This is a genomic window from Kitasatospora sp. NPDC057965 (assembly GCF_042887135.1).
GTDB lineage: Bacteria > Actinomycetota > Actinomycetes > Streptomycetales > Streptomycetaceae > Kitasatospora.
The window spans coordinates 45,873-63,152 of the sequence record NZ_JBHVPZ010000011.1 but is presented as its reverse complement, the minus strand read 5'-3'; the positions used below and the strand labels follow the sequence as shown (position 1 = coordinate 63,152).

Genomic DNA, 17,280 nt, shown 5'->3' with positions numbered 1-17,280 from the left:
GGCCGGTGGTGCTCACTGCAAGCCCGCGGCCTGCTTCACCTGGGCGGTGAACTGCTCCGGCGTCATCGCGCGGTTGCCGCTGAACAGGGTGAGCGGCTTGCCGTCCACCTTCACCGTCGGGGTCCCGGTCACCCCGCTGTCGTTGAACGCGTCCGCGACCTTCTTCGCCCACGGCGCGTACGTCCGGTCGGTGACCGCCTTGACGAACGCGTCCGTCTTCAGCCCCGGCACCTGGTCGGCCAGCTGCAGCAGGTGGTTGACGTCGCCGAACGCGTCCTCGCGCTCGTCCGGCTGGTTGGCGTACAGCACGTCGTGGTAGGCCTTGAACTTGTCCACGCCCTCGTTCACCGCCGCGCCGATCGCGGCCAGCGCGGTGCGCGAGCCCTTCCCGCTGAGGTTCTTGTCCAGGAACGCGGCCAGGTGGTACTCGACCTTGACGGTGCCCTCGTCCGCCAGCTTCTTGACGGTGTCGCCGTTGGCGGCCTCGAAGGTCTTGCAGACCGGGCAGCGGAAGTCCTCGAACACCTGGAGGGTGTGCGCGGCATCGGGCTTGCCGTAGGTGATCACGGTGCCGTCCGGACCGGAGGTGTTGGCCGGCACGACCAGCGCGGTCGGCTCGGCCGCGGTCGAGGAGGACTTCTTGTCGTCGGCCATGCTGATCGCGAGCGCGGTGCCGCCGACCAGGGCGAGCGCGACGGCGGCCGAGACGCCGACGACGATCCGCTGACGGCGCTTGGCGGCCTGCTTCTCCTGGCGCTGGGCCTCCTGGATGCGCTCGCGGGCGCTGATCTTCTGGGCCTGCTTGCGGGAGGGCTTCTGGGCGGGCTTCTGGGTGGGCTGGGCCATGCTCGGTCAACTCCGTATTGGGGGCGCGCAACAGGGCGCGCGGGGGTGTCCCGCTCCGGCGCGCGGCACGGCGTGCTGAGCACGGGCGCGCGAGGGCGGAGGGGTGACTGGACGGGAGGCGGAGTCGTGCGCCGCCCGCCGCGGGCCCACGGAGGACCGGCCGTCGCTTCTTCGGACTTCGGGCGAGGGACCGGGTTCCAGGGGCTCGTCAGCAGGCAGGCGCGAGCAGCGGCGGGCCGCGGCGCGGCGCCGGGCTCAGCACCACGTCCTCGCGGCGCGGGCGGCGGCGGTCCGAGACCGGCAGCGGCACCCGCAGCACCGGCCGGGCCGGCGCCGGGACGAGCAGCAGGACCAGCGCCCGCAGCGGCGCGGCGACGGCCTGGCGCAGTGCGCGCAGCGCCCGCCCGAGGCTCGACAGGGCGGCGTCCCCGAGCCGCAGCCAGGCGGCGGCGGCCAGCGCGATCACCAGGTGCACCAGCAGGAGCAGTACCTGGGTGGCGGCGGGTGCCAGTCGTCCGGAATGGCCCAACTGGCCGTAGAACAGCGACGATCCGTCCACCGAGCCGCCGCCGCAGACCAGCAGGTTCATGCCGCGGGCCGGGAGGTCGCCGCCGAGGACCGGACCACAGCTGGTCTGGCCCAGATTGAAGGTCGTGTTGAGCAGCAGTTCGACCGGGACCATCACGGCCGCGATCTGCGACAGCCGCCGTTCCCCGCCGGCCAGCGCGGCCGAGACCAGGAAGACGACGGCGGTGGCCATCCCCACCAGCGCCAGCGGCAGCGGACGGCCGGTGATGAGGACCTGGCCCAGCGCGGACAGCGGCACGGCGAGCGCGGTGAACACCGCGGCCCGCAGGGCCCTCGTCGCGTGGGTGGAGGTCGTCATCACGTTCGGGAGTATGTCACGGCGTTTACATCGGGCACGAGAGTGCGTCCCCGGTTACGGCCGGATCCGGGTACAGGTTGTCCCGCATCGGTCGTGTGTTCGGTAGCCGGGGGTGGGGAGTTCACCGCGGCGATGGGTTTGGCGGGGCGCCGGTCGGGTGAGGGGCCGTCAGGCCCTGACGGGGGTGGTGGGGCGGTCCGACAATCGGGCGATGGACTACGCCCTTGGCCCGGGGCCGACGGTGCCGCCGCGGCCGTCGCCGCCGTGGCCGTCGTGGGCCTGGCCGTGGCACTGCCCGTCGCCGACGCCGTCGGTCCCGCCGCCCTCGCCGACGTCGACGCCGGCGCCGACGCCTGTGGTGCCGACCGCCGCGCCGACTCCCTCCCCGGAGCCCTTGCCGGTCCCCTCGCCCTCGCCGCTGTCCACGCCCGCTCCGCCCCCGTCTCCTCCGGCGGTGCCGACCTCCCCGGCTGCCCCGACCGCCTCGCCGACCCCGCCCCCGCCACCGCCGCACGTGGTGAAACCGCCCCCGCTGCCGCCCCGGGCCCCGATCACCGTGGAAGCGGTGCCGCCCGTCCGGCCGCCCGCCCCCGCCCCGGTGCAGACCTCGCCGAGCTGGACGGCGCAACCCCCGCCCCCGGCCCCGCCGCCCGCCCCCGGCCCGACGGCCACCGTCGCGGTGGTTGCCGCCGCGCCCCCGCCGCCCGCCGCACCGCCCGCCGGCGAGCTCGACGCGACCGCCTGGACGGCCGTGCTCGTCCTCACCGTCCTCCTCCCGGCCGCCCTCGCGGCCGCGCTCGGCCACCACCACACGACCTCCCGGAGCCGCCGATGAACCCCGCGCCCCTGCTGAGCGCCGCCGCGTGCGTGACCTTCGCCGTCGGCGCCCTCGCCATCGCCCACCGGGTGCGCCCGGCCGTCCCTGAGGGCGAACTCCCGCCCGAACCCCACCCCGTGCTCTCCAGCATCGGCTCCGGCCTGCTGTCCGGCTTCATCCTGCTCACCGGCTTCCTGGTCGCCACCGGCTGGGCCGCCCGCACCACCGGCACCGTCCCACCCCGGGGCCTCTACCTCGCCGACCTCGCCGCCGGCACCGCCGTCCTCCTCTACCCCGCCCTCGCCGGCCTCCCCTTCACCGCCCGCTATACCACCGCAGTCGTCTTCTTCGCCGCCCTCGTCGGCTACACCATGTCCCTCGCCGTCCAACTCCGCCCCTGACCCGCCCCCACGAGGTCCCAGCCCCCGACTTCCCTCGCCGGCCACTACCTGTGGGGCGGTGGCATCAGAAGTCGGCCGGATCGACTTCCCGTGCCGGTTGCCGCCGCGCCGTGTGCTCCTGCCAATTCGAGCTGCCGGCTTGGTCGCGGGTGGGGTGGGCGGGCTAGCCTGGAGGGGTTCTCGACGGCCCCTGGAGGGGGTGCGGGCGGATGGCGGGTGATGTGGTCACCGCGGGTGAGGTCGTGCTCGGGCGGATCCGGGCGCAGGCCGAGGTGCTGGCCGGGCTGGACGAGGCGGTGCGGGCGGACGAGCCGGACGCGGTGCACCGGATGCGGGTCGCGTGCCGGCGGTTGCGCAGTGCCTTCCGCACCTACCGACGGCTGCTCGCGCCCGGGGCCGCGGACGAGTTGGTGGCCGAGCTGCGATGGCTCGCGGCGGCGCTGGGGCGGGCCCGGGACCGGGAGGTGCTGGGGGAGCGGCTGGCGGCACGGGCACGGGAGCTGCCCGCGGAGTGCGGGCCCGAGCGGATCGCGGCGGAGTTGGAGCACTGGGGGCGGGCCGAGTACCGGCGGGTCCGGCCGGAGGTGGTGGCCGCGCTGGACAGCCCGCGCCGCCGCGCCCTGGCGGCCGGCCTGGCGGCGCTGCTGGCCGACCCGCCGCTGCGCCGACGGGCGGACCGGGCGGCCGGTCCGGAGCTGGCCCGGGTGGCCGGGCGCGAGCAGCGGCGGACCGCGGAGCGGGTGCGGTCGGCGCTCATGGACGCCTCGGCACCGGACGCGGCCCTGCACGAGGCCCGGAAGGCGGCCAAGCGCGCCCGGTACGCGGGCGAGACCGCGGTGCCGGTGGCGGGCCGGGCGGCGGAGCGGTACGTGGAGCGGATGAAGGCCGTCCAGGAGGTGCTGGGGGAGCACCAGGACGCGGTGGTGGCGTCGGCCGCGCTGCGGGACCGGGCGGGCGCGACCGAGGAGCCGTTCGCCTACGGCGTGCTCTACGGGCAGCAGCTGGCGGAGGCGGAGCGGGCCCGGCTCGCGCTGCCCAAGGTGTGGGCGAGGGCCGCCCGGCCGAAGCTGGCGCGGTTCGGGTGAGGGGCGGGGCTACTCCTCGGCCGGGTCGAGGCCGGCGGTGCGGGCGGCGGTGCGGAGCAGGTCGCGCAGCATGGCGGTGCTGAGGCGGCCGGTGTTGGTGTTGCGCGGGCTCACGTGGTAGCAGCCGAACAGCTCCAGCGGCGGGCCGCCGTCGCGGGCCGGCAGGGTGACATGGGCGCCGTGGCCGAACGGCGGCCGGGGTCGGGGGAGTGTCCAGCCGGCCGCGTCGAGTGCGGGGAGCAGGGCCTGCCAGGCGAAGCCGCCGAGGGCGACGACGCTGCGTACGGTGGGGCGGCAGAGTTCGAGTTCGCGGGTGATCCAGGGGCGGCAGGTGTCGCGTTCGGCGGTGCTGGGCCTGTTGTCGGGCGGGGCGCAGCGGACCGGGTCGGTGATCCGCACGCCGTGCAGGGCCAGGCCGTCGCCGTGGCGGACGGACTCGGCGCGGTTGGCGAGGCCCAGCCGGTGCAGGGCGGCGTAGAGCAGGTCGCCGGAGGGGTCGCCGGTGAAGATCCGGCCGGTGCGGTTGGCGCCGTGCGCGGCGGGGGCGAGGCCGACCAGGAGGAGCGGGGCGTCGGGCGGGCCGAAGCCGGGGATGGGGCGGGCCCAGTAGTCCCAGTCCAGGTAGGCGCGGCGCTTGGTGCGGGCGGCCTCCTCGCGCCACTCGACCAGCCGCGGGCAGGCCCGGCAGCCGGTGACGACCCGGTCGAGGGCGGCGAGGTCCACGGCGCGGGCGGCCGCCTCGGTGGGGTGGCGCGGGTGGCCCGGGTCGTCGGCGGGGGCCGGCGGGCGTGCAGGGTCCGGCGGGCGCGCGGGGGACTGCGGCATGGCGACGATCCTAGGCCCGCGCACCGGGTTCGTTCTGGCGCCGGCCGGGCAGGCGTAGCGTGGAACCAGTGGTTCCGGTGGCCGTCGGCCGGAGCGGGTCGGCGACGGCCGGTGCTCGCTGCTGCGCGAGGAGGCCGTCATGGTCGTCGATGTGGTGGTCGGGGTCATCGTCGTGGTGCTGTTGCTGACGGCCGTGGTGGGAGGGATGAGCCTGCGGGTCGTGCAGCAGTTCCAGCGGGGCGTGGTGTTCCGATTCGGCCGGGTGCGCGACGAGGTGCGCGATCCGGGGCTGGTCGCGCTGGTGCCGGTCGCGGACCGGCTGCGCCGGGTGAACGTGCAGATCGTGACGCTGCCGATCCCGGCGCAGGAGGGCATCACCCGGGACAACGTGACCGTCCGGGTGGACGCCGTCGTGTACTTCCGGGTGGTGGACCCGGTGAAGGCGATCGTCAACGTGCAGGACTACAACTTCGCGATCTCCCAGGTGGCGCAGACCTCGCTGCGGTCGATCATCGGCAAGAGCGAGCTGGACGACCTGCTGGCCAACCGCGAACCGATCAACCAGGGCCTGGAGTTGATGATCGACAGTCCGGCGCTGGGCTGGGGGATCGAGATCGACCGGGTGGAGATCAAGGACGTCGCCCTGCCGGAGGCGATGAAGCGCTCGATGTCCCGGCAGGCGGAGGCCGAGCGGGAGCGGCGGGCGCGGATCATCACGGCGGACGGCGAGTACCAGGCGTCCGCGCGGCTGTCGGAGGCGGCCGCGGTGATGAGCGAGACCCCGGCGGCGCTCCAACTGCGGCTGTTGCAGACGGTGGTGGAGGTCGCGGCGGAGAAGAACTCGACGCTGGTGCTGCCGTTCCCGGTGGAGCTGCTGCGGTTCCTGGACAGCGCCGCCGAGACGCACCGGCGCGGCGCGGAGCAGGGCGGCTCCGGGGCGGACGGCGTGGACGGCGTGGACTCGGTGGAGCCCGGGAAGGTCGAGGCGCCGCCGCTGCCGGGTATGGAGCAGCTCGAACTTCCTCCGCTGGAGGAGGTGCTGGACAGCTCGCCGCTGGATCCGCCGGAGCGGCGCGCCGGAGACGGCAAGGACGCCGGCAAGGACGTCGGCGAGAACGACGGCGGGAAGAGCGGCGGAAGGACGTAGCGGGCCCGGTGGCGGGGCTCCCGGCGCCGGACCACGATGGAGAAGTGGCAGTGGCAGGCACGTCAGGAGGCCGATCATGACCAATGCGGGCGACATCATGCACCGGGGCGCCGAATGCGTGGGCGAGCACGAGACGCTCGCCGCCGCGGCCCGGATCATGAAGGAACGCGGAGTCGGGGCACTGCCGATCTGCGGAGAGCGGCAGAAGCTCCTGGGCATCCTCACCGACCGGGACATCGTGCTCAAGTGCGTGGCCGAGGGCCTCGACGCGGAGCGGGTGACGGCCGGGGACGTGGCCCAGGGGCGGCCGATGACGGTGGAGGCGGACGAGGACGTCGAGCAGGTGCTGCGGGTGATGGAGCAGTACCGGGTGCGCCGGCTGCCGGTGATCAACCACCCGGAGCACGAGCTGGTCGGCATGATCAGCGAGGCGGACATCGCGCGCGGCATGCCCCAGGCCCTGGTGGCGGAGTTCGTGACGGCGGTCTGCGCCGAGGACTCGCCGCGCTCGAAGGAGGTGCTGGAGACACCGCAGACCGCGTGAGGACCGGCAGACCGTGTGAGGACCTTCCGAGGACCCCATGAGGAGGCTCAGGCCAGCGCGTAGACCGCGGTGGCGTGGGCCGCCTCGTCCTCCTCGCCCTCCGCGGTCAGGCCGATGTCCAGGAAGGCGATCCGCCGGCCGAGCCTGGTGACCCGGGCGGTGACCAGGACGTCCCGCCCGGTCACCGCGCGCTGGAAGCTGGTCGACTGCTGGACGGTGGTCATCGGGCCGAAGCCGCCGCGGGCCGCCGAGAGCGCGATCACGCAGGCGGTGTCGGCGGCGGCCATCAGGGCCTGCCCGGACAGCGCGCCGCCCTCCCGGGCCAGGTGGTCGGACCAGGGAAGCCGCAGCACGGCGTGGCGCTCGCCGGTCCCGACCGCCGAGAGGCCGAGGGCCCGCACCCAGGGGGCGAAGTTGTCGGCCAGGATGCGGTCCGCCTCGGCGGTGCTGAGCGTGGTCATGCCGTCATTGTGACGGCCGCGCCGCACGGTGTCAGGGTTTCGCCGTCGGTCTCGCCGTCACCGAGGGGTCCGCCGGCCGTCGTACGTCTGCGCGTGCAGCGCCCGCCGCATCAGCTCCGCCAGGTGCAGGGCCCGGCGGCCCTCGGCGAGTTGGGCGATCTGGGTGCGGCAGCTGAAACCGTCCGCGAGGACCACGGTGTCCGGCCCGGCGGAGCGCAGCTCGGGCAGCAGGACGCGCTCGGCGATCGCCACCGAGACCTCGTAGTGGCCGCGTTCGAAGCCGAAGTTGCCCGCCAGCCCGCAGCAACCCGAGTCCAGCACCCGGTTGTTGACGCCCATCCGCCGCTCCACCCGGCGGTCCGCCGCGCTGCCGAGCACCGCGTGCTGGTGGCAGTGGGTCTGGGTGACGGCGTCCACCGGCAGCTGCGGCAGCGGCGCGTCGGGCGCGTACTCGTCGATGAACTCGGCGAACGTACGGGTCCGTTCGGCCAGCGGGCGGCCCTCGGGGCCGAGCAGGCGCGGCACCTCCTCGCGCAGCGTCGCGGTGCAGCTCGGGTCGAGTCCGACGACGGGTGTGCCGGCGGGCAGACCGGTGGCGGCGAGCGCGGCCAGGCTGCGCCGCATCACCCGGCGGGCGCCGGGGAGTTGGCCGGTGGAGTACCAGGTCAGGCCGCAGCAGACCGGTCCTGCCGGCAGCCGGACGTCGAAGCCCAGGTGCTCCAGCACCTCGACGGCGGCGCGCAGCACCTCCGGCTGCAGGTGGTTGGCGAAGGTGTCCGGCCAGAGCAGCACGGGCGGCGCACCCGCCGGGGCCGGTCCGGCGGCGGCGCGGTGGCGCCGGTACCAGCGGGTGAAGGTCTCCGGCGGCAGGACCGGCAGCACCCGGCGCGGGTCGATCCCGGCGAGCCGCTTGAGCGCCCCGGCGGCGGGTGAGCGGGCGAGGGTGTTGGCCACGGCGGGTGCCAGGGCGGGTGCCAGGGACGTGCCGCGCAGCCAGAGCGGCAGCCGGCCCAGCGCGTAGTGCGCGGCGGGCCGCGGCCGGTGCCGGTAGTGCTGGTACAGGAACTCGGTCCGGTAGGTGGCCATGTCGACGTGGACCGGGCAGTCGCTCGCGCAGCCCTTGCAGCCGAGGCAGAGGTCCAGTGCCTCGCGGACCTCCGCCGAGCGCCAGCCGTCCGCGATCGCACCGCCGAACGGGCCGCCGCCGCGCAGCATTTCGGCGAGCAGCCGGGCCCGGCCGCGGGTGGAGTGCCGTTCCTCGCCGGTGGCCATGTAGCTGGGGCACATCACCCCGGTGCTCGTATCGACGCACTTGGCGACGCCCACGCAGCGGCGCACCGCCTTGGCGAGGCTGCCGCCGTCCTGCTCGTACGGCAGGGCGAGCGGCAGCGTCGGCGCCGGCCCGGTGAACCGCAGGTCGGTGTCGAGCGGGCGCGGGTCGACCAGGTTGCCGGGGTTGAGCAGCCGCTCGGGGTCCCAGATCCGCTTGAACTCCCGGAACAGGTCGATGACTTCGGTCGGGTACATGCGTGGGAGCAGTTCGGCGCGGGCCTGGCCGTCGCCGTGCTCGCCGGAGAGCGAACCCCCGTGCGAGACCACCAGATCGGCGGCCTGCTCCAGGAACTCCCGGAACACCAGCACCCCGTGGGGCTGGGCGAGCGGGAAGTCGATCCGCAGGTGGACGCAGCCCTCGCCGAAGTGCCCGTACGGGACGCCGCGCAGGCTGTGGCGGCGCAGCAGCGCGCGCAGCTCGCGCAGGTAGTCGCCGAGCCGCTCCGGCGGGACGGCGGAGTCCTCCCAGCCGGGCCACGCCTCACCGCCCCCGGGCAGCCGGGTGACGGTGCCGGCGCCCGCCTCCCGCACGTCCCACAGCTGGCGCTGCTCGGCCGGGTCGGTCACCACGGCGGCGTTGGCGGTGCGTTCGCGCCGGACGGCGTCGGCGAGCCGGCGGGCCGTGTCCAGCGCCTCGGCGGGGGTGGCGCCGCCGGCCTCCAGGAAGAGCCAGCAGGCGCCGTCGGGCAGCCGGTCCAGGGCGGGCGGGCGCGGACCGGCGGCGAGCAGCGCGGCGAGCAGGTCGGCGGCCATGCCCTCGACGGTGAGCGGGCCGAGCGGCAGCAGGGCGGGGACGGCGTCGGCGGCGGCCGTCTCGTCCGGGTAGCCGGCCACCACCAGGGCGCGCGCGGGCGGGTCCTCGACCAGCTTGACGGTGGCGCCGAGCAGCAGGGCGCAGGTGCCCTCGGTGCCGGTGAGCGCCCGGGCCAGGTGGTGGCCGCGTTCGGGGAGCAGCGCGTCCAGCGGGTATCCGGAGACCCGGCGCGGCAGCGCGGGCATGCCCCGGCGGATGACGGACAGGTTCCGGTCGGTGAACTCCTGGAGCCGGTGGTGGAGTTGGCCGATGCGCCCGGGCAGGGCGGCGAGCGCGGCGCGTTCGTCCGGGCCGAGCGGGCCGCCGACGGTCAGCTCGGTGCCGTCGGCGAGCAGCAGGTCCAGCGACTCGACGTTGTCGGCGGTCCGGCCCCAGGCCACCGAGTGCGCGCCGCAGGAGTCGTTGCCGATCATGCCGCCGAGGGTGCAGCGGCTGTGCGTGGACGGGTCCGGCCCGAAGCGCAGCCCGTACGGTCGCGCGGCGCGCTGCAGGTCGTCCAGCACGGCGCCGGGCTCGACCCGTGCGGTGCGGCGCTCCGGGTCCACGCCGAGGACGGCGCCGAGGTGGCGGCGGAAGTCGAGCACCACCGCGCCGGGGCCGATCGCCTGCCCGCCGATGCTCGTCCCGGCGCCGCGCGCCACCACCGGCACCTCGTAGCGACGGCACAGCGCGAGCGCGGTGCGCACGTCGTCCAGGTCGGCGGGCTTGACCACGCCGAGCGGCAGCTGGCGGTAGTTGGAGGCGTCGTGGCTGTACGCGGTGCGCTCGGCGGCGCCGAAGCGGACGTCGCCGCGCAGTACGGCGGACAGCTCGCGGGCCAGGTCGGTGCCGGGCGCGGTGTCGGGGCGGCTCACGGGCGGGTCCTCCCGGGCGGTGGACGCTGAGCGGTGCGGCGGTGCGGCGGTGCGGCTTCGTGACTGTGCCGATCATCGCAGCCGCGAACGGCGGGCGGTACCGGGAAAGGGCTGGCCGGGCACCCGGGGCGTCTGGCAGTGTCCTTTCCATGATCACCGACCCTCACGAAGCCCCCCACCCCTTCCTCGCCCACCTGCCGGTCGGCGAGCGGCTGCCGATACCCGAGGACGCCGCGCCGTCCTGGTCGATCTTCCCGTACGAGCCCTCCGAGGGCGGCGAGCTGCGGGCGCGGACGCTGGACGCCCCCGAGCTGCCCGAACCGCCCCGGCACGGCGAGGCGGGGCCGGCGGAGTGCGGTGAGTGCGGCCGCCCGGACGAGGACTTCGTCTGGACCGACGAGCACTGGCGCCTGCGCGCCTACGGCGAGCCGCACGGCCTGCCCGCCGTGCTGCTGCTCAACCCGCGCGGCCACCACGACCTGCTCGACCTCCCGCCGGCCCGGGCCGCCGAGCTCGGCCCGGTGCTCCAGCGCGTGGAGCGGGCGATCCTCGGACTCGGCGGCATCGGCCGGGTCCACGTGAGTCGCTGGGGCGACGGCGCGGCCCACCTGCACCTGTGGCTGATCGCCCGACCCGAGGGCCAGCGGCAGCTGGTCGGCTCCACCCTGCCGCTGTGGATGGACCTCCTGCCGCCGCTGCCGGACGACGTCCGCGCCGACAGCCTGCGCCGGATCGCCGCGGCCCTCGCCGCCGACGGCGGCACCGCGCACCGCTGACCACCCGGTCCGCGGCGCCGTTGTCGGAGGCGTCTGCTGGAATTCGGCCATGAGTGTGCACGACGTCGCCCGACGGCTGCCGGCCGTTCCCGCCCTGCGCGACCTCTGCCGCGCGCTGGCCGCGGCGGAGGCCGCGCTCGCGCCCGACGACCCGTACCGCCGGCACGGCTTCGCCGCCGACGGGGCGCCGGGCCGCGAGGTCGCCTGGATGGACAACGGTGCGGGGGATTCCTACACGATCGTCTTCACGGCCGAAGGCGCGATGGCCCTGGGCTTCGACCACGAGTCGCCGCTGAGCCCGCACGCGGGGGACGGCACGGTGTGGCCGGGCGTGCTCGACGCGGTGCCGGAGGTGTTCCGCCCCCTGCTCGGGGAGGCGGCCGACGGCGACGTGCCCGATGTGACGGTCTGCCTGTGGCGGGAGGCCGGCGACGACCGGTGGCGCACCGGGGACGTCCGCTTCGACCCCGCCGACGGCGAGGACCCGGACGGCGCCGGCCACCTGTTCCGGCTGCTGCTCGACGGCACCCCGGAGGCCTTCCGCGACTGGGCCGAGGCGTACTACGAGCGGCCGGTGGACCTCGACGCCGTCCGCCTGGAGTACCGCGGGCCGCGGTGACGGCCGGGGCCGATCCACCACACCCCCCTACCGGGCGTCAGCGGCGGCGGGCGGCTCCGGTGAGGGTGCCGGCGGCGATGTGGGAGAGCTTGGCGACCTCGAACGCCGGGTAGGCGCCGCCCGCCAGCAGGGAGAACTTGACGCCCTCGCGGCCGCCCGGGCGGCGGTGGCCGGGGGGCTGGAAGCGGCGGTGGTGCTCGGCCGCCCGGTGGAAGAACTGCGGGCGCTCGGCGCGGGCGACGCAGCCGGCCAGCTCGAAGACGAACAGGTAGTGCCGGATCATCCGGGTGAACAGCGCCTCCCGGACGGCGTTCGGGGAGCCCAGGACGTCCAGCAGCGCGAAGGTCCGCTCGTACTGCTCGAAGACGTCGAAGCTGCTGTCGCCCGGGGAGCCGGTCGGGTGGACGGTCTCCCGGCGGCGCAGCTGCACGCAGGCGCGCGGCAGGACGGCGATCCGGCCGGCCGTCAGCATCGCCCGGTGCACCGGCGGGATCTCCTCGTAGCGGCCGTCGGGGAAGGTGAGGCCCTGCTGGTGCCAGTGCGCGCGGCCGACCAGGCGGTCCCAGATCAGCGCGGGCGCGCCCAGCAGCTCGGGGTGCTCCAGCGGGCCGAAGACCTCGGGTCCGGCCTCGGCGAGCAGCGCCTCGGCGGCGCCGGGCCAGTCGCGCCCGGCGTGCTGCCGGGTGTGGCCGAAGAGCAGCAGGTCGACCGGCCCGGTCACGGCCATCCGGTCGGCGAAGGAGCGCAGGGCGTCGCGGGCGAGCAGGTGGTCGGCGTCGAGGAAGAGCAGGTACTCGCCCCGGGCGTGGCCGGCGCCCGCGTTGCGGCTGACGCCGACGCCGACGGCCGCGTCCAGGCGCAGTACGGAGACCTGGGGGTGGCGGGCGGCGTAGCGCTCGGCGAGCTGCGCCGGGCACTCGGGGGAGCGGTCGACGACCACCAGCACCTCGAAGTCGCGGAAGGACTGGGCGAGCAGCGAGTCCAGGCAGTCCGCCAGCTGTTTCTGCTGGTCATAGGCGGGGATCACGACGCTGATCAGGGGTGAGGGCATGACGCGGGAGCGTAGGAGCGCCTGCGGACGGTCGCAAAGCCCTGACGGTCCGTAGGTCGGGCAATACCCATCAAATCGTACGGACGTACGCCATATCTTCACCGGCTGCCCCGGGCGCGTCCACGTCACGACGCACGTCACGACGCACGCCCCGGCGCGCGCCGTCACCGTCGTGCTCGGCGCCTGGAGGGGCTGTTCCAGGGGGCTCGTTCAGACCGCGTGGGCAGCCGCCGTCCGGGCCCCGGAGGGTATCCCGGCCAGGGGGCGGACGTACCGGTCGAGCGGGGTCCCGGGCGGCTCCGGCAGCCGGCCGACGTACCGGAAGCCGGCCCGCCGGGCCACGGCCGCCGAGGCGAGGTTCTCCGGGTCGACCCGGATCACGCCCTCGCGCGCGCCCTCCTGCGCGGCGTACCCGCTCACCAGGTGCACCGCCCTGGTCACCAGTCCCCGCCCGCGCCAGGCCGGGTAGAGGCCGTACGCGATGTTGACCTGCCCCGGGCCGAGGCACGGCATCGCGAACCGCAGGTCTATCGTGCCCGCCAGCACCGGCTCCGGACCGGTCCGGATCCCGAACACCCGGGCCGGCCCCCGGTACACCCACTGCGCGGTGCACCGCCGCACGTACTCCTCGACGCCCGCCCGGGTGCTCGGCCCGCCGTTCAGCCACCGCACCAGCAGCGCGTCCTCGCCGGCCAGGTGCGCGTCGATGTCCGCCGGCCCGAACGGCGTGAGCGTGACGACCCCGTCGGAGAGCCTCACATGATCCATGGCCCCACTCTTCCGCCCGGGGGCCTCCGGGACCATCAGGATTTCGGCCAGGAACGCCGCGGGCCCGCAGGCCGGTGGCCTGCGGGCCCGGGGGGCGAAGGGGTGGCTCAGTACCAGTGGTGGGACTGCCAGAACGCCCACGCGCCGCACGGGCTGCCGTAGCGGGAGTTCATGTAGTTCAGGCCCCACTTGATCTGGGTGGCCGGGTTGGTGCGCCAGTCGGCGCCGGCCGAGGCCATCTTGGAGCCGGGCAGCGCCTGGACCAGGCCGTACGCACCCGAGGAGGCGTTGGTGGCGGTGACGTTCCAGCTGCTCTCGCGGGACACGATGTTGTTGAAGCACTGGAGCTGGCCGGCCGGGACGATCTGGGCGGCGATCTCGCGCGGGCTGCCGGAGTAGGACGGCTTGCTGTTCAGGGCGGAGCGCTCCTGCGAGCGGGAGGCGGCGGCCTCGGCGTCGGCCCTGGCCTTCGCGTCCGCCTGGGCCTTCGCCTGGGCCTCGGCCTGCGCCTGCGCGGCGGCCTGTGCCTGGGCGGCGGCGTCCGCCTCGGCCTGGGCCTGCGCGGCGGTGGCCGCGGCCTGGGCGTCGGCCTGCGCCTGCGCCTGCGCCTGGGCCTGGGCCTGCGCCGCGGCGGCCTCCGCGTCCGCCGAGGTGTCGCCGGCGGTGCCGACCACCGCGGCGGCGGGGGCCTCGGCGACCGCGGTCCCGCTGTCCGGGATGGCGAGGGCGGCGGTGGCCGCGCTCGCCACCACCAGGGTGGTGATGCCGGTGATCAGCGAGTTGCGGCGGGCATGGCTGAGCTGCATGGAGCGGACGATCCTTTTCCGTCGGGGTGCCGTCGGGGTGCCGTCGGCACCTCGGTGGCCGTCGGGGCGTGCCGGCCCCGGGCGGGGCGGTGGCACGACGCCGGGCATCGCGCGGGGCCGGCTCGGGGGAGCGGCCCGCGGCGGCGTACGGGACGGCCGCGGCGCGTGCCCCGGTGCGGACGGTGGGGCGGGAGGGGACGCGCGGCGGGGGGACCGGCCGCGCTGCCCGGCGACGGGCCATTCTTGGCAGAGCCCGGCACGGGCGGCAAAGCCGTCTGCTACGACGGACGGTAGTGGAGCGAGCGACCGAAACGGCGAAGCGCCCGGCCGACGGCGGGCGCTTCATAGTGATTTGTCCGTTTTGCTGAATCGATGGGCGGATCCCGGAGATCGCCCGCGAACGAGTGGTCCGAACCGGCCCGCCGCCTGCGTCGTTCAGGCCCGGTGCCGTCAGGCCGTCCGTGCCGCCGTCCGCCGGGGGGTGCCCCGCGCCCGCTCGGCGGAGCCCCGCCGGGCGGGCGTCCACTATCGACGGCAGTAGACGGCCCGGCCCCTGTGGGAGGCCTCACACGCGGGCCGGGCCCGATCGGACGCGGAGTGACGGGCCGCTCACGCGCTCCGGTACGGGTTCGGCTCCACCGGTCGCGCGGCGGCGGCGTACGGGTTGCCCGCCACCGGCCGCCGCACCTCGTACTCCGGCAGCTCCGGCACGGCCGCCGCGTCCCGCGGCTCGTCGCCGTCCTCGGCCGGGGGCCGCGTCTCCTCCACCGGCACCAGGTCGCGGGCCAGCAGGGTGGCACCGGCCACCGCGCCCGGCATGGCGATCACCGTCACCAGCGGGATCAGGAAGCCCAGCGCCAGCGGCACGCCGAAGCCGAGGGCCAGCCCCAGCCGCCCGCGCAGCAGCCGCAGCCGCTCGCGCTGCGCCACCCCGCGCCGCTGCAGGCCGACCGAGGTCAGCTCCAGGGAGAGGAAGAAGCCGGAGACCGCGAAGCCCAGCACCGGCACCACGGTCTGCCCGACCACCGGGAGGAACCCGGCCGCGAACAGCAGCACGCCGAAGCCGCCGGCCCGCACCAGGACGAAGAGGCTGTCCCGGGCCGCCACCACCAGCTCGCGCCAGAGCGGTACCTCCGGCGGGGCGGGCGCGCCGCCCTCGGTCTCGTCGACCCGCGCGCACAGCGCCTCGTAGAACGGCTGGCCGACCAGCAGCGTGACCGCGGTGAAGGTGAGCACGGACAGCAGCAGCCCGCCGACGAAGACCAGCGCGGCGAGCGTGGTGCGCAGCAGGCCCTGCGAGAGCGAGGACCAGGAGTCGGCGAACGGGGTGGCCCACGCGGCGATGTCCCCGGCCCAGCCGCCGAGGAGGAACAGCGCCACCACGTAGCCGGCCAGCGTGATCAGCGCCGGGATCATCCCGAACGCCCACCAGCGGCCGTGCCGCGCCACCCACCTCTGGCCCTTGGCCAGATACCCCATCCCCGCCGCAAGATCTCGCATGAGGGGAAAGAGTAGGGGCTGCGGCATCCCCGGATCATGTCCGGCCCGTCACGGAACGGCACCGGAAGGGGCGGGGCGGGGAACCGGGGCGGCGCCGGGGAACGGGCCGGGCCCGGGAGCCTCCGCAACGGCTCCCGGGCCCGGTCCCCGCGGACGGTGTCGCGCGCCGGCTCAGGATGCCGACGCCACCGCCGCGGCCCGCCGCCGGCGGCCCACCACGGCCGACGCCGCCAGCACGATGCCCGCGGCGACCAGCGACAGGTACATCTGCTTCCGACCGTCGGCGTCGGTGAACATGTACGACACCACGAACCCGATCATGCCGATCGCGGTCCAGGTGAGGTACGGGTACAGCCACATCCGGACGGTCAGCCGCTCCGGGCACTCGCGCTCGATGATCCGGCGCATCCGGAGCTGGGAGAAGCAGATCACGAGCCACACGAAGAGCGCCACCGCGCCGGACGAGTTCAGCAGGAAGGCGAAGACGGTGTCGGGCGAGGTGTAGTTGAAGAACACCGCCACGAAGCCGAACACCACCGAGGAGAGGATCGCCACCCGCGGCACGCCGCGCTTGGTCACCGTCGCGAAGGCCTTCGGCGCGTCGCCGCGCTGCCCCAGCGAGAAGGCCATCCGGGAGGCGGTGTACATGCCCGAGTTGAGGCAGGACAGCACGGCCGTCAGCACGATCACGTCCATCACCCGGCCGGCGCCCGGGATGCCCACGTGCTCCAGCACCGCGACGTACGGGCTGCCCTTGACGGCGGCGGAGTCCCACGGCAGCAGGGTCACCACGAGCAGGATCGAGCCGAGGTAGAAGATCCCGATCCGCCAGATGACACTGTTGGTCGCCTTGCTGACCGCCTTCTCCGGGTCCTCCGACTCACCGGCGGCCAGGGTGACGATCTCGCTGCCCATGAAGGCGAAGACCACGGTCAGCATGCCGGTGAACACCGCGCCCACCCCGTGCGGCAGGAAGCCGCCGTGGCCGGTCAGATTGGAGGCGCCGACCGCGTGGGTGCCGGGCAGCAGGCCGAACACGGCCAGCGTGCCGATCACCAGGAAGGCGGCGATCGCCACCACCTTGATCCCGGCGAACCAGAACTCGAACTCGCCGTAGGAGGCGACCGAGCCCAGGTTGGTCGCGGTCAGCACGGCCATCACGATCAGTGCGAACGCCCACTGCGGCACGCCCGGCATCCAGTTGTTGAGGATCTTCGCGCCGGCGGTGGCCTCGACGGCCAGCACCACCACCCAGAAGAACCAGTACAGCCAGCCGATGGTGAACCCGGCCCAGCGGCCCAGTGCCCGGTCCGCGTACGCCGAGAAGGAGCCGCTCTGCGGGTCGGCCGCGGCCATCTCGCCGAGCATCCGCATCACCAGGACGACCAGCACACCGGCCAGCGCGTAGGAGAGCAGGATGCCGGGGCCGGTGGCGGCGATGCCCGCGCCGGAACCGACGAAGAGGCCCGCGCCGATCACGCCGCCGATGGCGATCATCGACAGGTGCCGGTTCTTGAGCCCGGCCTTGAGATGGCCGTCGCCGCCGTGGCCGTGCCCGGAGACGGAGGAGCCGGCCGGTGAGGATCCGGCCCGGGTGGTGATGTCCGCACGCATCGTGAGGGTGCCCTGTGCCTTTCCAGCGCGGCCTGACCCTCGGCTCGAACGCCGGAGGGTGGGGGACGGATCCGCGCATTGCGGTGCAACCTAACCGCTGCCTCCGGCTATCGGAACAAGGCGCCGCCAAGTGT

At 75.3% G+C, this 17,280-nt stretch carries 18 protein-coding genes; 7 read left to right on the top strand and 11 right to left on the bottom strand.

What is annotated here, in order from left to right:
• Positions 1–12: 12 nt before the first annotated feature.
• The 3 genes from ACFVVU_RS16205 to ACFVVU_RS16195 all read right to left on the bottom strand — a co-directional run bounded on the left by ACFVVU_RS16205 (position 13) and on the right by ACFVVU_RS16195 (position 2,158).
• Positions 13–846 carry a DsbA family protein gene (locus ACFVVU_RS16205; RefSeq protein WP_380687404.1) on the bottom strand — a complete coding sequence of 278 codons (834 nt, stop codon included), beginning with the start codon at positions 844–846 and terminating at the stop codon, positions 13–15.
• A gap of 208 nt (positions 847–1,054) precedes the next feature.
• Positions 1,055–1,735: a hypothetical protein gene (locus tag ACFVVU_RS16200; RefSeq protein ID WP_387790426.1), complete on the bottom strand. Its 681-nt coding sequence runs from the start codon at positions 1,733–1,735 to the stop codon at positions 1,055–1,057.
• A 213-nt stretch (positions 1,736–1,948) separates the two neighbouring features.
• Positions 1,949–2,158 carry a hypothetical protein gene (locus ACFVVU_RS16195; RefSeq protein ID WP_387790424.1) on the bottom strand — a complete coding sequence of 70 codons (210 nt, stop codon included), beginning with the start codon at positions 2,156–2,158 and terminating at the stop codon, positions 1,949–1,951.
• 28 nt (positions 2,159–2,186) lie between these two features.
• Here ACFVVU_RS16195 and ACFVVU_RS16190 point away from each other — a divergent pair, with 28 nt between their 5' ends.
• From ACFVVU_RS16190 to ACFVVU_RS16180, 3 genes are all read left to right on the top strand, one after another.
• On the top strand, positions 2,187–2,567 hold the full coding sequence (locus tag ACFVVU_RS16190; RefSeq protein ID WP_387790422.1) for a hypothetical protein: 381 nt from the start codon (positions 2,187–2,189) through the stop codon (positions 2,565–2,567).
• Entirely contained in the window at positions 2,564–2,950 is a 387-nt protein-coding gene (locus tag ACFVVU_RS16185) for a hypothetical protein (protein WP_380684925.1), read from the top strand. The genes ACFVVU_RS16190 and ACFVVU_RS16185 overlap by 4 nt, the downstream gene beginning before the upstream one ends.
• Positions 2,951–3,159: 209 nt before the next feature.
• A complete protein-coding gene (locus ACFVVU_RS16180; RefSeq protein WP_387790421.1) occupies positions 3,160–4,035 on the top strand; it encodes a CHAD domain-containing protein in 876 nt (291 codons plus the stop codon).
• A 9-nt stretch (positions 4,036–4,044) separates the two neighbouring features.
• On the opposite strand, the gene ACFVVU_RS16175 is transcribed toward ACFVVU_RS16180, so the two are convergent.
• Complete coding sequence (locus ACFVVU_RS16175; protein ID WP_387790419.1) at positions 4,045–4,860, bottom strand: uracil-DNA glycosylase; 816 nt, start codon at positions 4,858–4,860, stop codon at positions 4,045–4,047.
• A 139-nt stretch (positions 4,861–4,999) separates the two neighbouring features.
• On the opposite strand from ACFVVU_RS16175, the gene ACFVVU_RS16170 reads away from it, so the two are divergent.
• Together ACFVVU_RS16170 and ACFVVU_RS16165 are read left to right on the top strand one after the other, a co-directional pair.
• Positions 5,000–6,007 carry a slipin family protein gene (locus tag ACFVVU_RS16170; protein WP_387790418.1) on the top strand — a complete coding sequence of 336 codons (1,008 nt, stop codon included), beginning with the start codon at positions 5,000–5,002 and terminating at the stop codon, positions 6,005–6,007.
• Between the two features lie 76 nt (positions 6,008–6,083).
• Entirely contained in the window at positions 6,084–6,551 is a 468-nt protein-coding gene (locus ACFVVU_RS16165) for a CBS domain-containing protein (RefSeq protein WP_380684929.1), read from the top strand.
• Between the two features lie 47 nt (positions 6,552–6,598).
• Here ACFVVU_RS16165 and ACFVVU_RS16160 read toward each other — a convergent pair whose 3' ends face one another.
• Together ACFVVU_RS16160 and ACFVVU_RS16155 are read right to left on the bottom strand one after the other, a co-directional pair.
• The gene (locus tag ACFVVU_RS16160) at positions 6,599–7,012 is read right to left on the bottom strand and encodes a PaaI family thioesterase (RefSeq protein WP_387790416.1); all 414 of its coding nucleotides are present in this window, start codon (positions 7,010–7,012) and stop codon (positions 6,599–6,601) included.
• Between the two features lie 57 nt (positions 7,013–7,069).
• Positions 7,070–10,012, bottom strand: a complete 2,943-nt coding sequence (locus ACFVVU_RS16155; RefSeq protein ID WP_387790414.1) for an FAD-binding and (Fe-S)-binding domain-containing protein — start codon at positions 10,010–10,012, stop codon at positions 7,070–7,072.
• Between the two features lie 149 nt (positions 10,013–10,161).
• On the opposite strand from ACFVVU_RS16155, the gene ACFVVU_RS16150 reads away from it, so the two are divergent.
• Both ACFVVU_RS16150 and ACFVVU_RS16145 read left to right on the top strand, forming a co-directional pair.
• Positions 10,162–10,788 carry a hypothetical protein gene (locus ACFVVU_RS16150; RefSeq protein WP_387790412.1) on the top strand — a complete coding sequence of 209 codons (627 nt, stop codon included), beginning with the start codon at positions 10,162–10,164 and terminating at the stop codon, positions 10,786–10,788.
• Positions 10,789–10,837: 49 nt separating this feature from the next.
• Positions 10,838–11,407 carry a hypothetical protein gene (locus tag ACFVVU_RS16145; RefSeq protein WP_387790410.1) on the top strand — a complete coding sequence of 190 codons (570 nt, stop codon included), beginning with the start codon at positions 10,838–10,840 and terminating at the stop codon, positions 11,405–11,407.
• A gap of 37 nt (positions 11,408–11,444) precedes the next feature.
• Here ACFVVU_RS16145 and ACFVVU_RS16140 read toward each other — a convergent pair whose 3' ends face one another.
• From ACFVVU_RS16140 to ACFVVU_RS16120, 5 genes are all read right to left on the bottom strand, one after another.
• Positions 11,445–12,458, bottom strand: a complete 1,014-nt coding sequence (locus ACFVVU_RS16140; RefSeq protein WP_387790408.1) for a glycosyltransferase family 2 protein — start codon at positions 12,456–12,458, stop codon at positions 11,445–11,447.
• 210 nt (positions 12,459–12,668) lie between these two features.
• Positions 12,669–13,226 carry a GNAT family N-acetyltransferase gene (locus tag ACFVVU_RS16135; RefSeq protein ID WP_387790406.1) on the bottom strand — a complete coding sequence of 186 codons (558 nt, stop codon included), beginning with the start codon at positions 13,224–13,226 and terminating at the stop codon, positions 12,669–12,671.
• A gap of 107 nt (positions 13,227–13,333) precedes the next feature.
• Positions 13,334–14,032 (bottom strand): lytic transglycosylase domain-containing protein, encoded by a 699-nt coding sequence (locus ACFVVU_RS16130; protein WP_387790404.1) that lies wholly within the window; start codon positions 14,030–14,032, stop codon positions 13,334–13,336.
• A gap of 609 nt (positions 14,033–14,641) precedes the next feature.
• Complete coding sequence (locus ACFVVU_RS16125; RefSeq protein WP_387790402.1) at positions 14,642–15,532, bottom strand: EI24 domain-containing protein; 891 nt, start codon at positions 15,530–15,532, stop codon at positions 14,642–14,644.
• 171 nt (positions 15,533–15,703) lie between these two features.
• Entirely contained in the window at positions 15,704–17,146 is a 1,443-nt protein-coding gene (locus ACFVVU_RS16120) for an amino acid permease (RefSeq protein ID WP_380684156.1), read from the bottom strand.
• Between the last annotated feature and the right edge of the window lie 134 nt (positions 17,147–17,280).